The sequence below is a fragment of the Streptomyces griseoflavus genome, assembly GCF_014649995.1.
Taxonomy (GTDB): domain Bacteria; phylum Actinomycetota; class Actinomycetes; order Streptomycetales; family Streptomycetaceae; genus Streptomyces; species Streptomyces griseoflavus.
Window position 1 is genome coordinate 214,641 of record NZ_BMUC01000005.1, and the last position, 14,517, is coordinate 229,157.

At 73.4% G+C, this 14,517-nt stretch carries 13 protein-coding genes; 8 read left to right on the forward strand and 5 right to left on the reverse strand.

From position 1 onward, the window contains the following. The 5 genes from IE172_RS13825 to IE172_RS13845 all read right to left on the reverse strand — a co-directional run. On the reverse strand, positions 1 to 1,166 hold a 1,166-nt coding region (locus IE172_RS13825), incomplete at its 3' end, for a flavin reductase family protein (RefSeq protein WP_190097500.1). After that, positions 1,159 to 1,962, reverse strand: coding sequence for an ABC transporter ATP-binding protein (locus tag IE172_RS13830; RefSeq protein WP_190097501.1), 804 nt, complete (start codon positions 1,960 to 1,962; stop codon positions 1,159 to 1,161). The genes IE172_RS13825 and IE172_RS13830, both read right to left, overlap by 8 nt. After that, complete coding sequence (locus IE172_RS13835; RefSeq protein WP_190097502.1) at positions 1,959 to 2,747, reverse strand: ABC transporter permease; 789 nt, start codon at positions 2,745 to 2,747, stop codon at positions 1,959 to 1,961. The genes IE172_RS13830 and IE172_RS13835 overlap by 4 nt, the downstream gene beginning before the upstream one ends. Continuing rightward, a complete protein-coding gene (locus IE172_RS13840; protein ID WP_190097503.1) occupies positions 2,744 to 3,544 on the reverse strand; it encodes an ABC transporter permease in 801 nt (266 codons plus the stop codon). Before IE172_RS13840 ends, IE172_RS13835 begins: the two co-directional genes overlap by 4 nt. Beyond that, positions 3,541 to 4,512, reverse strand: coding sequence for an ABC transporter substrate-binding protein (locus tag IE172_RS13845; protein WP_190097504.1), 972 nt, complete (start codon positions 4,510 to 4,512; stop codon positions 3,541 to 3,543). The genes IE172_RS13840 and IE172_RS13845 overlap by 4 nt, the downstream gene beginning before the upstream one ends. A 250-nt stretch (positions 4,513 to 4,762) precedes the next feature. On the opposite strand from IE172_RS13845, the gene IE172_RS13850 reads away from it, so the two are divergent. The 8 genes from IE172_RS13850 to IE172_RS13885 all read left to right on the forward strand — a co-directional run bounded on the left by IE172_RS13850 (position 4,763) and on the right by IE172_RS13885 (position 14,496). Further along, positions 4,763 to 5,530, forward strand: coding sequence for an IclR family transcriptional regulator (locus IE172_RS13850; protein ID WP_190097505.1), 768 nt, complete (start codon positions 4,763 to 4,765; stop codon positions 5,528 to 5,530). 816 nt (positions 5,531 to 6,346) lie between these two features. Beyond that, entirely contained in the window at positions 6,347 to 7,756 is a 1,410-nt protein-coding gene (locus IE172_RS13855; protein ID WP_190097506.1) for an MmgE/PrpD family protein, read from the forward strand. Between the two features lie 72 nt (positions 7,757 to 7,828). Continuing rightward, a complete protein-coding gene (locus IE172_RS13860) occupies positions 7,829 to 8,668 on the forward strand; it encodes an alpha/beta fold hydrolase (RefSeq protein WP_190097507.1) in 840 nt (279 codons plus the stop codon). Positions 8,669 to 8,700: 32 nt separating this feature from the next. Beyond that, positions 8,701 to 9,873, forward strand: a complete 1,173-nt coding sequence (locus tag IE172_RS13865; RefSeq protein WP_190097508.1) for an acyl-CoA dehydrogenase family protein — start codon at positions 8,701 to 8,703, stop codon at positions 9,871 to 9,873. A gap of 100 nt (positions 9,874 to 9,973) precedes the next feature. Beyond that, positions 9,974 to 10,795 (forward strand): 2-keto-4-pentenoate hydratase, encoded by an 822-nt coding sequence (locus tag IE172_RS13870; RefSeq protein ID WP_190097509.1) that lies wholly within the window; start codon positions 9,974 to 9,976, stop codon positions 10,793 to 10,795. After that, positions 10,792 to 11,739 (forward strand): acetaldehyde dehydrogenase (acetylating), encoded by a 948-nt coding sequence (locus IE172_RS13875; protein ID WP_190097510.1) that lies wholly within the window; start codon positions 10,792 to 10,794, stop codon positions 11,737 to 11,739. Before IE172_RS13870 ends, IE172_RS13875 begins: the two co-directional genes overlap by 4 nt. After that, positions 11,736 to 12,752, forward strand: coding sequence for a 4-hydroxy-2-oxovalerate aldolase (dmpG, locus tag IE172_RS13880; protein WP_190097511.1), 1,017 nt, complete (start codon positions 11,736 to 11,738; stop codon positions 12,750 to 12,752). The genes IE172_RS13875 and dmpG overlap by 4 nt, the downstream gene beginning before the upstream one ends. A 529-nt stretch (positions 12,753 to 13,281) precedes the next feature. After that, positions 13,282 to 14,496 carry an MFS transporter gene (locus tag IE172_RS13885; RefSeq protein WP_190097512.1) on the forward strand — a complete coding sequence of 405 codons (1,215 nt, stop codon included), beginning with the start codon at positions 13,282 to 13,284 and terminating at the stop codon, positions 14,494 to 14,496. Positions 14,497 to 14,517 lie beyond the last annotated feature (21 nt).

Sequence of the window (14,517 nt, forward strand, 5' to 3'; positions counted from 1 at the left end):
TGGATCAGGTCGGCGACCTCGGCCGCCCGGTCGCGCACCTGCGCGGTCCACCGGTCGACGGTCCGGCCGTCGGCCCCGGCCGGCGGGAACGACATCCGGACCGCCAGCCGCGGCGTACCGGCCATCGGCACCGCCACGGTGATCGAACGGACGTCGTAGGTGCCGTCCGGGTCCAGGTCGGGCTCGTAGCAGTCGAGGTGGTCCAGGTGCATGGTGAGCACCTGCCGCCGGCGCCGGGGTGTCGGATCGCCGTGGATGTAGCGGGTGACGTCCTGCCAGGTGTCCGGGTCCGGGGTGTGGCCGACCAGGCAGAGCGAGTGGCCCTGCGCGGCGACCCGCTCCGCGATCTCCAGGCAGCGCCCCCGCGCGGCCTCGTCCTTGCGCGGCAGCCGGTCGAGCCAGCGGGCCAGACCCGCCCCGTCGGCGGGGTCGAGGTGCACCGCTCCGATGGGCGGCAGGTGCGGCAGCCGCAGACCGATCTCGAAGTAGGTGGGCGTCGCCGAGCCCCGCTCGGTGCCGATCACCACGTCGTGGTCGCCGATCGACGCGAGCAGCGACACGTCGGCCGACTCCTCGGCGGCCAGCGCGGCCAGCGGCTCCATCGCCACCTCGCTGAGCCGGGCGGCCCGGATCAGGTCGTGCTCGCCGGGCACCAGGAACGACGACGGCGCGAAACCGCCGAAGCCGCCCTGGAAGAACAGCAGCGGGGAGGTCGGCCGCTGCACCTCGAGCGCACGGACCGCGCCGAGCGCGATGTAGTGGTCACCGGCGTCGACCAGCTGGTGGTAGGAGCAGTCGACCCAGGCGACCGAGTCGCGCAGGATCGGCGCGCCGGACGGCGACGGCCGCCACTCCACGCCGGCGAAGGACTCCGGGCCGCGCCAGCCCGTGACGAGGTCGGCCTGGTCGGCGGCGAGGACGTTGACGCAGAAGGTGTCCGCCTCCCGCAGCCGGGCGAAGGTGCCCGAGTTGCGGTCCGGCATGAACGAGACGAGGGGCGGGTCGATCGACACGGAGTTGAACGTGCCGACCACCATCCCGATGTGCTCGCCGCTGTCGAGGGTCGCGGTGACCAGGGCCACCCCGGTGGGGTGGTGTCCCAGCGCCTCGCGGAACGTGTGCGGGTCGATCGCGGTCGGCGCCGCGCCCGTGATCGTGTCAGACATCGCGTATCAACCTGTAGACCTGGCTGCGCAGTTCGGCGAACCGCGGCAGCGCCTTGGTGGCGACCTGCTCGCGCGGGGCGGGCAGGTCGACGGTGAGCAGACTGCGGATACCGGCCGGCTTCCCGCCGAGGGCCAGCACCCGGTCGGAGAGGTAGACGGCCTCGTCGATGTCGTGGGTGACCAGCAGCACCGTGATGCCGAGGTGTTCACGCACCCGCAGCAGCAGGTCCTCCAGGTCCGCCCGCGTCTGGGCGTCCACCGAGGCGAACGGCTCGTCCATGACCACCACGGCCGGCCGGTAGGCCAGCGCCCGCGCGATCGCGACCCGCTGCTGCATGCCGCCGGAGAGCTGCCAGGGGTAGTGGCCGGTGAAGTCCGACAGACCCACCTCCGACAGCGCCTCCCGGGCGGTCGTCTCCCGCTCGGCCTTGCCGACGCCCGCCGAGCGCAGCGGCAGCACCACGTTGTCCAGGACGCTGAGCCACGGCATCAGCGAGCGGCTGTAGTCCTGGAAGACGATGGCCAGGCCGCGCGGCGGCGCCTCGATCCGCGCGCCGTCGAACAGCACCTCGCCCTCGCTGGGGCGGCGCAGCCCGGTCAGGCACTCCAGGAGCGTGGTCTTGCCGACGCCCGAGGGGCCCACGATGCACATCAGTTCGCCGCGCCCGACCTCGAAGTCGAGGCCCTCGAGGACCTGGCGGTCGCCGTAGCTGTGGCCCAGGCCGCGGATCCGCATGATCGGGCCGGAGGCACCGCCGTCCGGCCGTCCCTCCTCCAGGGTGGTCTGCGTCTTCAACGCTGGTCCTCCTTCTGCTTGGTGTAGCCGCGGTGCCAGGCCAGCACCCGGGCCTCGACGAGGCCGAACGCCTTGTTGGCCGCGTAGCCGATCAGGCCCAGGACGATCAGGCCGGTCCACATCGCGACGATGTCGAACGTGCGCTGCGCGTTCAGGACGAAGTAGCCCAGCCCGCCGGGGCTGCCGACCATCTCGGTGAGCACCATCGCCACCACCGACATCGACAGCGCCACCCGGGCACCGGCGAAGACCTGCGGCAGGGCGGCCGGGATCACGAGGTAGCGGATCCGGTGCCAGGTGCTCAGCCGGTAGCCGGCCGCGACCTGGCGCAGGACCGGGTCGACGGAGCGGACGCCCTCGACGGTGTTGAGCAGGATCGGCCAGGTGGAGACGAAGGCGATGGTGATCACCTTCATGTCGTCGTCGGTGCCGAGCAGCAGCATCATGATCGGCAGCAGCGCCACGCTGGGCAGCGCCCGCATGAACTCCACCAGCGGCCGGGTCGCGTCCTCCAGCGCGGGCAGGGACCCGAGGAGCAGGCCGAGCGCCACGGCGGCGACGAACCCGATCCCGAACCCGGAGACCAGCCGGATCACGCTGGGCAGCGCGTCCTCGCGGAGGTGGTCGAAGAACCACAGGTCGACGAAGCGGTCGGTGATCTCCGACAGCGCCGGCCAGTAGATCGAGGTGCTGCCGGCACTGAGCCACCACCAGGCGGCGACCAGCAGCACCGGGAGCCACAGTTCCCGTGCGACGGCCGTGGCGAACCTCAGCGTGCCCTTCACGCGGCACCTCCCTTGCGGACCGAGGGGTGCCACCACAGCACGCGGCGCTGCAGCAGCACGAACACCAGGTTGAGCACCAGGCCGAGGAGCGCCGCGGTGAACGAGTAGACGAACGCCCGGTGGGTGTCGTTGACCTGCATCGCCTGCAGCAGTACGTAGCCGAGGCCGTCGGAGCCGCCGAGGAACTCCGAGCTGATCGCCATCAGCAGCGAGATCGTCGCGGCGATCCGCAGGCCGACGAAGACGAAGGGCAGCATCGACGGCGCGATCAGGTAGCGCAGCCGGTGCCACCGGGACAGGTGGTACGCCCGCCCCACCCGGCGCAGCTGCGGCGAGATCTCGCCGACCGCGTAGGAGGTCTGGATGATGACCGGCCAGACGGCCGACACCAGGATCAGGACCAGGCCGAGGTCACGGGTCGCGCCGAACAGCAGGAGGAACAGCGGCAGCAGCGCGATCGCGGGCACCGTCCGGCCGAAGTCGAGGACCAGCTGGGTGCTGCGCCGGGCGTGCTCGTTGGCGCCGATCAGCAGGCCGACGGGCAGGCCGACCAGGACGGCCAGGGCCAGGCCCAGCAGGGCGGTCTCGACCGAGGTGGCGATGTTCGACCAGTAGGCGCCGGTGCCGGCCAGGTCCGCCGCGGAGCCCAGGCTCTCGCCGGGCGTCGGGAATCCGCTGGAGGCGCCCGGCCCGCGGGCGAACAGGTGCCAGACGGCGAGCGCGGCCAGGATCGCCAGCAGCCTGTTGACCAGGCGCCGGACACCCGGGGGCGCCGCTGCGAGTGGGGTGCGGGTCACGGCAGGATCAGCTTCCCGGCGTCCGGCGCGGCCTTCTCGAACATGTCGTACTTGTTCATGTACGCGACCGAGAACTCGATGTCGTCCTTGGTCAGCGGCTTCTCCGCGTAGACCGGGAACGCCGCCTTCTCCAGGAGGCCGGCGTCCGCCTTCAGGACCTCGGCGGCGGTTCTCACCAGCAGCGGGCGGTCGGCGTTGACGGCCGCGTTGCCCTCGCGCACCGCCTCGGCGAACGCCTTCAGGGTGTCCTTGTTCGCCTCGGCGAAGGCCCGGGTCGTGACCCAGACGTACGCCATGCCGCCACCGCCGGAGTTCACCGGGGCGAGCGGGCGCAGCTCGCCCTTGGCGCGTTCCACGGTGCCCACCGGCTCGGGGGTGGTGGTCGCGTCGACCTGACCGGACTTCAGCGCGGCCAGCGTGTCGGGCGACTCGATGAACTTGATCGTGGAGCTGTCGCCGCCGGCCTCGTCGACGGAACCCCGCAGGTCGACCCACGGAGCGCTCTTGATCTGCGGCACGCCGACGGTCTTGCCCGTCAGGTCGGCCAGCGACGTGATGGGGGAGTCCTTCTCGACCCACACGTTGGCGAAGCTGAACTCCTCCTGGCCCTCGGGGATGCCTCCGTCGGTGGCCGCGGCGACGTAGACCAGGTCGACGCCCTGGCCGGCGGCCACGAGCGAGGTCGCGGTGTCCAGCAGGGCGAGGTTCACCTTGCCGCCCAGCAACTGCGGGACCATCTCGGTGGACGTCTTCGCCGTACTGATGTCGACGTCGAGGCCGTGCTTGTCGAAGACACCCTCGTCGTCCGCGGCGAAGGCCGGGACACCGTTGAGCGAAGCGAAGACGGCCAGCTTGAGCGGGCCGTCGGCCGAGGCCTTCGAGCCGGCGCCGTCGGAGGAACAGGCGGTACACAGGGCCAGCGCCGCGACGGCGGTCGTGGCGAGAGCGCGAAATCGAGTGGAAGCCATGAGGGGTCCAGTCCTTCTGTCGTGCCCGAGAGCTGGGCTCGTGCGGAGGATGTGTCCGTGACGGGCACGACGACAGTGACAAAGCGCGGCCCGCGCGTGGCCGGATCCCTCACCAATCGGAATTTCATCTCGGTCGTCTCCCGGAAACCTCGACGTAACGCGGGACGTCACGTACGTTCCGTGTACACACATCTTTCACATGGCTGAAACCGTTCCCTGCGGGAGCCTCGGGTGACGAGACGGAGTCGAGATGAGCGAGATCAACGGCAAGCGCGGCGTGCTGGCGCGGGCCTTCGACATCCTCGGCTGTTTCGCCGGCGGTGAGCCGGAGCGTTCGGTCGCCGACATCTGCGCGGTGACCGACCTGCCGCCGGCCACCGTGCACCGGATGCTCGCCACGCTCTCCGAGCACGGCGCGATCGAACGCACCGGCCGCGGCCGCTACCGGCTCGGCCCGCGCCTGTGGCGCCTCGGCCACGGCGTCCCGGACATCCGCCTGCTGCGTGACTGCGCCCGCCCGGCCCTGGTCGACCTGCACGCGAGCACCCGGCTCCCGGTCGCCCTGGCCACCCGCGAGGGCGACCGGCTGCACATCATCGACAAGATCGCCGGGCGGGGCACGGTCCGGGTCTGGGAGCAGTTGGGGACACCCGTGCTGGACGAGCACCCGGCCGGCCTGGCCCTGCTGGCCTGGAGCGGCGACCCGGACCGCAGGCCGGCCTCGCGCCCGCTGCGCGGCGAGGAGCAGTTCGCCTGGCGGCAGCAGCTCGCCCAGGTCCGCCGGCTCGGGTTCGCGCACTCGCCGACGGGCGCGCGGCACACCTCCCCGCTGGTCTGGGCGGCCGCGCCCGTCTTCGCCGACGACCAGACGGTGAGCACCTGCGTGATGATCGGCGGCCGCCGGGGCGAGCATCCTCCGGTGTCCCTGGGCCGTCTGGCCCGCACGACGGCCCGCGACATCTCCACCGCCCTCCGCAACAGCGCCGACGACACCCCACTCACCCGCACCCACGCCTGACCCGCCCCGCCGGCGCCACCGCCGCACGGGCGCCGACACCGAGGCTGTGATGCGGCGGGTTCCGGTCGCGCCGACTGAGGCGGCCTTGTCCCGGGGGTGACGGGGGAGCCGCTGCGTGGGGGCCCGATTGGCTGGTTTCCGCCCTGAGTGGACGGGGCCGGGTGCGGTCGCGCTGGTTGAGCAGGCCCCGTCCCCGGGGTGACGGGGGAAGTCGTGGCGCGGGGCACGGGTGGCTCGTTCGTCGACTTCGCCGACGGGCTCCGGCCGCTGCACGCGCCGGGGTGCGGCCGGTGCGCCGGGAGGGCCACAGGCTGAGCCCGAAGCCGTCGGCAAGGCGCCCCGGGGCACCGGCGACTTGCCCTCCCCCGGGCGGGGCACCCCCCGGGCGGCCGGTCACCTAGCGTTTTTCGCGCCCGGGCCGTGGCGTCGACGTGACCACCGAGCGGGGTGACGGGGTCGGGGGCGGCGCCCCCGAGGACGGGACGGGAAGGGGCGGCGGGGGCGACAACGCACCCACCCCGTCCCGAGGGCCGTCGAACGCGCCCCGGTGCGGCGCGACGCCGGCGCCCGGCCTCCGCCGGCCGACCCGCGCCCGTACGGTTCCGTCCCGGCGCGCCCCTGGCGAGCCCGCCGCCGATGACCCGTACCGCCCGGACGGGACACCCTCCCACGCTCCCGGCGGGCGGCCCCGCGCCCCCGGCCGGGCAACTGGCTTTCCGCTGGATGCGAGCCCGCGACCGATCCGGTCGCGCTGCTCCGAGACTGGTCCTCGCGGGTCACCGAGTAGCCCGCGGAACCACCTTCGAGAGGACAGCCGTGAGCGTTGCCTCCCCCACGTCGCAGCAGGCCGGCGCCACCGCACAGCTGGCCGGCTTCGTCTGCGACCCGGACCGCCGCCCGGAGCCCGCACCCCGGGCGGCCCTGCGCCAGCTGGTGGCCGACACCGTCGGGGTCGCCGTCGCCGGGCTCGCCACCCCCGCCGCCGTCCTGGTGCGCGACTGGGTGGCCGACCAGGCGCCGTCCACCGGCGCGCGGACGGGCACGGCGGGCTCGGCCACCGTCTGGGGCACGGGGGAACGCTTCGGCCCGGCCGACGCCGCCCTGGTCAACGGCACCGCCGCACACGCCCTGGACTGGGACGACGCCGCCCCCTCGATGGCGATGCACCCCGCGGCGGTCCTGCTGCCGACACTCTTCGCGCTCGCCGCCCGCCGCCCGCTGACCGGCGGGGACCTCGTCGCCGCCTACAGCGTCGGCTCCGCCGTCTTCCGCGCGGTCTCGGAGATCCTGCCGCACGCCGTCCACTACGGTCGCGGCTGGCACAACACCTCCACCACCGGGCGGCTCGCCGCCACCGCCGCCGCCTCCCGGCTGCTCGGCCTGGACACCGGCGCGACCTCCCACGCCTTGGGCATCGCCGCCTCCCAGGCGGCCGGGAGCCTCGCCAACTTCGGCTCGATGACCAAGCCGATGCACGCCGGCCTCACCTCCCGGGACGCGGTGATGGCCGTCGGCCTCGCCACGAGGGGCTTCACCGCGCACCCCGCCCAGCTGGAGGCGCGCGGCGGCTTCCTCGACCTCTTCGGTGACCACGACCCCGAGCGCACCGCGGTGCTGGGCCAACGCCTGGAACACTGGATGACCGCCTGGGTCGACGACTACGCGATCAAGGCGTACCCCTCCTGCTTCGCCACCCAGCGCGCGATCGACGCGGGGATCTCCCTGCGCGAGGAGCTGGGCACCGGCACCGCCGGCATCGCCCGGGTGGAGGTGACCCTCGAACACGGCGGCACCCGGCCGCTGCGCACCACCCGGCCGGGCAACGGGCTCGAGGCCAAGTTCTCCCTGGAGTACACCCTCGCCGTCGCCCTGCTCACCGGGGACGTACGGCTCGGCGACTTCACCGACGAGGCACTGCGGCGCCCGGGCGTGCCCGGCCTGATGTCCCGGATCACGCTCGCCGAAAGGCCCCCCGCCGACGAGCCCGGCCACACCGTCGTCCGGCTGCACACCGACGACGGCCGGGTCCTGGTCCGTGACGTCCACCACTCCCGCGGCGACTCCCACCGGCCGCTGTCCCGCGACGAACTGGCCGCGAAGTTCCACCAGTGCGCGGGACACGGACCCGTGACGCGGTCCTGGTTCGACGCGCTCCACGCCGTACCGGACTCCGACGAACCGCGGGACCTGCAGACACTCCTCGCCGGCCCGCCCGTACAGGGCTGATCCGGCAGCCGTCCGTTCCCCACCGGGCGCGTGCCCGTCGCGCCGACCCCGACACCAGGAGAACCCCCGACCATGACCGACACCTTCACCGAGGAAGCGACCAGCCGCTTCGTGGAACTGCCGAGCGGGCGCGTCCACTACCACGAGTACGGCGAGGGCCGGCCGCTGGTGCTGCTGCACGGCTCCGGTCCCGGCGCCACCGGCTGGAGCAACTTCGCGGCGAACATCCGCGAGCTCGGCAAGCGGTTCCGCTGCCTGGCCGTCGACATGCCCGGCTGGGGCAAGTCCGACCCGGTCGGCTACGACGACCGCGACCACGCCGCGACCGCGCTGGAGTTCCTCGACGCGCTGGGCATCGACAAGGCGGCGTTCATCGGCAACTCGATGGGCGGTGCCACCTCGATCCTGTTCGCCGCGACCCACCAGGAGCGGGTCAGCCACCTCGTCACCATGGGAGCCGGAGTCGGCGGCGCCCACCTCTTCGTGCCCGGCGGCGGCCCCAGCGAGGGGGTGAAGGTGCTGCAGCGCACCTACCGCGAACCCACCGAGGCCAACTTCCGCGACCTGGTCGACGTGATGACGTTCGACCCGGCGCACGCCTCGGAGGAACTGGTCCGCCTGCGTCACAAGGCGGCCGTCGAACGCCCCGATCACCTCGCCAACTTCGCCGCCGGCATCGGCCGGCCCCGCCCGCACATGGCCACCCACGCCCAGATCGCCGGCATCACCGCTCCGTCCCTGTTCTTCCACGGCCGCGACGACCGGGTCGTGCACTACGAGAGCTCACTCAAGCTCGTCTCCCTGGTGCCCCGCTCCCGGATGGTGCTGCTGGCCGGCTGCGGCCACTGGGCCCAGCTGGAGCACGCCGACGAGTTCAACCGCACCGTCACCGACTTCCTGCTCCACAACTGAGGAAGAACCGAGGAAGAAAGGCCCCTTCGACCATGCACGAGGTACACGAGCGGATCCTCGCCCGCGCCGAGGAGATCGCCGCCGAGGCCGCTCCCAGCGACGAGCTGGGCCGGCTGACCGACAAGGCCGCCGAGGTACTGCGCGCCAGCGGCGTCATCCGGATGCTGCAGCCCGCCGAGTTCGGCGGCCACGAGGCGAGCCCGGTCGACTTCTTCCGCACCCTGCGCGACATCGGCGTGCAGTCCTCCTCGGCGGGCTGGGTGGCCGGCGTGGTCGGCGTCCACGCCTTCGAGGTGGCGCAGATGGACATCGCGCTGCAGAAGGAGATCTGGGGCGAGGACCCGGACACCTGGATCGCCTCGCCGTACGCCCCGCTGGGGCGGGCCACCCCGGTCGAGGGCGGGTACCGGTTCTCCGGCCGCTGGCCGTTCTCCTCGGGCACCGACCACTGCCGGTGGATCGTCCTGGGCGGCCTGATCGTGGACGGCGACGGCAAGCCGGTCCCGGGCGGACTGCGCCACTTCGTGCTCCCACGGGCGGACTACGAGATAGTCCAGGACTCCTGGGACGTGGTCGGGCTGCGCGGCACGGGCAGCAAGGACATCGTCATCGAGGACAAGTTCATCCCGGAACACCGGATCCTCGACCCGGTCCCGATGGAGGACGGCGGCCTGGCCCACCGGGTCGGCCGCGGCGACTCGCCGCTCTACCGGATGCCGTTCCACCCGATGTTCACCGCCGGCATCACCACCGCCACGGTCGCGATGGCGCAGGGCGCCCTCGCCGCGTTCGTCGCCTCGATGCGCGGCCGGGTCACGGCACGCGGGGTGCGCACCGCCAACGATCCGCACCAGCTCGCCGTACTGGGCCGGGCGATCTCCGACCTGCAGGCCGGCGAGGTCCAGCTGTTCGGTGACATCGAGCGGATGTGGGAGCAGGCACAGCGCGACGAACGGTTCCCGGCCGAGGAGCGGCTGCGCGTCCGCCGCAACCAGGTGCGCATCGCCCGCCGCGCGGTGAACGCCGTCGACGAACTCTTCCTGCACGCCGGCGGCTCGGCGCTGCGCGGCGACTCCACCCTCCAGCGGTGCTGGCGCGACATCCACGCCGCGATGAACCACGCCAGCAACAACGCCGACCCGATCTACCAGGCCTACGGACTCCACACCTTCGGCCACCCCGTACCGCCGTCGGTGCTCTTCTGAACAACCCGCAGTCCGCCCCCCCCGTCGTCCGCCGCAGTCCTCTCCCGGAGGTATCCCGCATGTCCGCCTCGCACCCCCGCAGCCCACACCGGGAGCAGCCATGACCAGCCGTGACGGCTCCGCCGCCGTGTCGAAGGCGGCGGCTGTCCTGGAGGCGGCCGCCGCAACCAAGTCGCCCTGCGCGCCCGTGCGTTCGCTGCTGCCGCAGGCCGATGTCGAGGCCGCTTACGCGGTGCAGCGGCTGAACGTGGAGCGCGCCGTGGCGGCGGGGCGCCGTCCGGTGGGCCGGAAGATCGGTCTGACGTCTCCGGCCGTGCAGCGTCAGCTCGGTGTCGGCCAGCCGGACTTCGGAGTGCTGTTCGCCGACATGGCGGTGCCGCAGGGGCAGCCGGTCGCGCCCGGACGGCTGTTGCAGCCGAAGGTGGAGGCGGAGGTCGCCCTGGTCCTGGGCGCGGACCTGCCGCACCGGGAGCCGACGGTCGCCGACCTGCTGCGGGCCACCGCCTTCGCGCTGCCCGCGTTGGAGATCGTGGACAGCCGGATCGCCGGGTGGGACATCACCATCGTGGACACGGTCGCCGACAACGCCTCCTGCGGTCTGTTCGTCCTGGGCGGGACCCCGGTCCCGCTGGACCGGGTCGACCTGCGCGCCGTGAGCATGACCCTGACGAAGAACGGCGGGACCGTCTCCCGGGGCACGGGCGCGGACTGTCTGGGCAGCCCGCTGACCGCGGCCCTCTGGCTGGCCTCCACCCTCGCCGGTCTGGGTGATCCGCTGAAGGCCGGGGACGTCGTGCTGACGGGGGCGTTGGGGCCGATGGCCGTCGCCGCCGAAGGTGACGAGTTCTCGGCGCACATCGAGGGACTGGGCACGGTCGGAGCCGTGTTCGGCCAGGCCACCGCGGAAGGAGCGGGAGCATGACCACGAAGGTCGCCGTGATCGGGTCGGGCAACATCGGCACCGACCTGATGATCAAGATCCTGCGGCTCTCGGAGTCGCTGGAGATCGCCGCCATGGTCGGGATCGATCCCGATTCCGACGGGCTGGCGCGTGCCCGCCGCCTGAAGGTGGCGACCACCCACGAGGGCGTGGACGGCCTGGTGGCGATGGACGAGTTCGCGGACGTGTCGATCGTGTTCGACGCCACCTCCGCGGGCGCCCACCGCCGCCACGACGAGGTGCTGCGCGCGCTGGGCCGCACGGTCGTCGACCTGACCCCGGCCGCGCTCGGCCCGTACGTGGTGCCGCCGGTCAACGGGGAGGCGCACCTGGACGCACCCAACGTCAACATGGTCACCTGCGGCGGCCAGGCCACCATTCCGGTCGTGGCCGCCGTCGCCGCCGTGACGCCGGTGCACTACGGGGAGATCGTCGCCTCGATCTCGTCCCGTTCGGCCGGCCCCGGCACCCGCGCCAACATCGACGAGTTCACCGAGACGACCTCGTCGGCCATCGAGCGGGTCGGTGGCGCGACCCGGGGCAAGGCGATCATCGTCCTCAACCCGGCCGAGCCCCCGCTGATCATGCGGGACACCGTGCACTGCCTGGTCGGCGACTGCGACGACACCGCGGTGACCGCCTCCGTGGAGGAGATGGTGGCCCGCGTCCAGGCCTACGTCCCCGGATACCGGTTGAAGCAGGACGTGCAGTTCGACCGCGTGGCGGCCGACGACCCGCTGCGTTCCCTGCTGCCCGCGGCCTCGCGGACCGGCGAGGCCACCAGGGTGTCCGTCTTCCTGGAGGTGGAGGGCGCCGCCCACTACCTGCCCGCCTACGCCGGCAACCTCGACATCATGACCTCGGCCGCCCTGCGCACCGCCGAACGCATGGCCGCACACCGCGCCACGGAGGTGGCATCCCGATGACCTCTCTCTACATCCAGGACGTGACCCTGCGGGACGGCATGCACGCCGTCCGCCACCGCTACACCGCCGAGCAGGCGCGTACCATCGCGGCCGCCCTCGACACCGCCGGGGTCGCCGCGATCGAGATCGCCCACGGTGACGGCCTGTCCGGCTCCAGCATCACCTACGGTGTCGGCGCCCACACCGACTGGGAATGGATCGAAGCCGTCGTCGGCGCGGTCACCCACGCGGTCCCCACCACGCTCCTCCTGCCGGGCATCGGCACCCTGCACGACCTGAAGCAGGCCCACGCCCTCGGCATCCGCTCCGTGCGGGTCGCGACCCACTGCACCGAGGCCGACATCTCCGCCCAGCACATCGCCGCCGCCCGTGACCTGGGCATGGACGTGGCCGGGTTCCTGATGATGTCCCACATGGCCGAACCGGGCGAACTCGCCCGCCAGGCCAAGCTGATGGAGTCCTACGGCGCCCAGTGCGTCTACGTCACCGACTCCGGCGGACGGCTCACCATGGACGGGGTGCGCGACCGCGTCCGCGCCTACCGCGACGCCCTCGACCCCGCCACGGAACTGGGCATCCACGCCCACCACAACCTCGCCCTCGGCGTGGCCAACTCGGTCGTCGCCGTCGAGCACGGCGTCACCCGCGTCGACGCCTCCCTCGCAGGCCAGGGCGCCGGCGCCGGCAACTGCCCCCTGGAGGCGTTCATCGCGGTCGCCGACCTCATGGACTGGGACCACGGCTGCGACCTGTTCCCCCTCATGGACGCCGCCGACGACCTCGTCCGCCCCCTCCAGGACCGTGAGGTCCGCGTCGACCGCGAAACCCTCACCCTCGGCTACGCCGGCGTCTACTCCAGCTTCCTGCGCCACGCCGAGGCAGCGTCCCGCCGCTACGGGGTCGACACCCGCGCGATCCTCGTCGAGGTCGGACGGCGCGGCATGGTCGGCGGCCAGGAGGACATGATCACCGACATCGCCCTCGACCTGGCGAGGATTCCGGCCGGCGGCTGAGCCCGCCCGGTGGCGCGCCCGGAAGGCCGCCCGCACCCGACGGTTCCTCCGCCCGGACCACCGGTGCTGTCCAGCCCCAGCTCAGCGGTAGCGCCGCCGTCGGCCGGAACTGCCGTCCCTCCGGGCCGGCGTGCGGGGTGCCGCCCGGCGCGGCGGCCCGGCCCCCGAGGCGGGCCGGGCCCGTGCCCCGGCGACCCGGCGCCGGCCCGGGGGACGGGCCGGCGCCGTCGTCGGGCACGGTCAGCCCGGGTCGTCGGTGGGGCGGTCCCGGCGACCACCACCGAGTACGACCCGGCCACCGGCGCCGCGGCCGTGGTGTCGTCGCCGGCCGGCGGGACGTTCACCCGGGCCTACGGCAGTCGCGGCCGTCTCCGAGGACGGCGTGGTTCCCGCCCGCCATGGCGGGGTCGCTGCCGGCGATGTGCCTCGTGCGCCTGGGCGACCGTGAGGAGCGCGTCTCGTGGGAGGGGCGCCCGTAGGCGCGCCACCTGCAATGTACGAACGTACGCTCTCGCTGTAGGCTCCGCGCATGACTGTTGACGTACTGCGGGAGCCCACCCGGGCCGACCGGCGGGCCCGCGCGGCCGTGGCGGTGCTGTTCCTCACCAACGGCGCCCTGTTCGCCAACCTGCTGCCGCGCTACCCGCAGATCAAGGACGACCTCGGCATCGGCAACGCCGCCTACGGCCTGGCCGTCGCGGCGTTCCCGACGGGCGCCATCGTCGCCGGCCTCGCCGCGGGCGTCCTGGTGCGCAAGCTGGGCTCGGCGCGCGTGGCCGTCCTCGGGACCCTGCTGACGGGCGCCGCCGTGCTGGCGGCGGGTCTCGCCGGCTCGGTGGCCCTCTTCGCGGGGGCGCTCTTCCTGGCCGGAGCCATGGACGCGATCACGGACGTCGGTCAGAACGCCCACGGCCTGCGGGTACAGCGCCGCTACGGACGCAGCATCATCAACTCCTTCCACGCCATCTGGTCCATCGGCGCCGTCACCGGCGGCGCCATGGCCGCGGGGGCCATCGCCCTCGACCTCCCCCGGGGACAGCACCTGCTCATCTCCGGCGTGCTGTTCGGCGTCGCCGCCTGCGTGGCGCTGCGCCACTGCCTGCCCGGCCCCGAGACCGAGCCGGCCGCGGAGGAGGCGGGCGGTACGGACCTCGACCCGGGACGCCGGGGCGGGGCGGGGGTGAGGTCGCGGCGCACCGCGTACGTGCTGGCCGCCCTCGTCCTCATCGCCACCGCGGGCACGCTCGTCGAGGACGCGGGCAACTCCTGGGCCACGCTGTACCTTTCCGAGTCGCTGGACGCGTCGGTCACGCTGGCGGCCTGCGGGTTCATCGCCCTGGTCGGGGCGCAGTTCGTCGGCCGCCTGATGGGCGACCGGCTCGTGGACCGGTTCGGTCAGCGGCAGGTGGCCCGGGCCGGCGGGGCCGTCGTGCTGGCCGGCATGGGCCTGGCGCTGGCCGTGCCCACGGTCCCGGGCACGATCCTCGGCTTCGCCGCCGCCGGGTTCGGCGTGGCCACCCTCGTACCGGCGGCGATGCACGAAGCCGACGAACTGCCCGGCCTCAAGCCGGGATCGGGGCTCACCATCGTCTCCTGGCTGATGCGCCTGGGATTCCTGTGCTCCCCGCCCGTCGTCGGACTCGTCGCCGACGCCACCAGCCTGCGCGCGGGCCTGCTGGTGGTACCCCTCGCCGGGCTCCTCGTCATCGTGCTCGCCCCGGTCCTGCGGCCCCGGCGAGCCTGACAACGGCCCACCCCGGCCACG

Coding starts and splice junctions, on each gene's coding strand:
- IE172_RS13845 (WP_190097504.1), bottom strand. CDS start 4,512: ATGGCTTCCACTCGATTTCGCGCTCTCGCCACGACCGCCGTCGCGGCG.
- IE172_RS13850 (WP_190097505.1), top strand. CDS start 4,763: ATGAGCGAGATCAACGGCAAGCGCGGCGTGCTGGCGCGGGCCTTCGAC.
- IE172_RS13860 (WP_190097507.1), top strand. CDS start 7,829: ATGACCGACACCTTCACCGAGGAAGCGACCAGCCGCTTCGTGGAACTG.
- IE172_RS13865 (WP_190097508.1), top strand. CDS start 8,701: ATGCACGAGGTACACGAGCGGATCCTCGCCCGCGCCGAGGAGATCGCC.
- IE172_RS13870 (WP_190097509.1), top strand. CDS start 9,974: ATGACCAGCCGTGACGGCTCCGCCGCCGTGTCGAAGGCGGCGGCTGTC.
- IE172_RS13875 (WP_190097510.1), top strand. CDS start 10,792: ATGACCACGAAGGTCGCCGTGATCGGGTCGGGCAACATCGGCACCGAC.
- dmpG (WP_190097511.1), top strand. CDS start 11,736: ATGACCTCTCTCTACATCCAGGACGTGACCCTGCGGGACGGCATGCAC.
- IE172_RS13885 (WP_190097512.1), top strand. CDS start 13,282: ATGACTGTTGACGTACTGCGGGAGCCCACCCGGGCCGACCGGCGGGCC.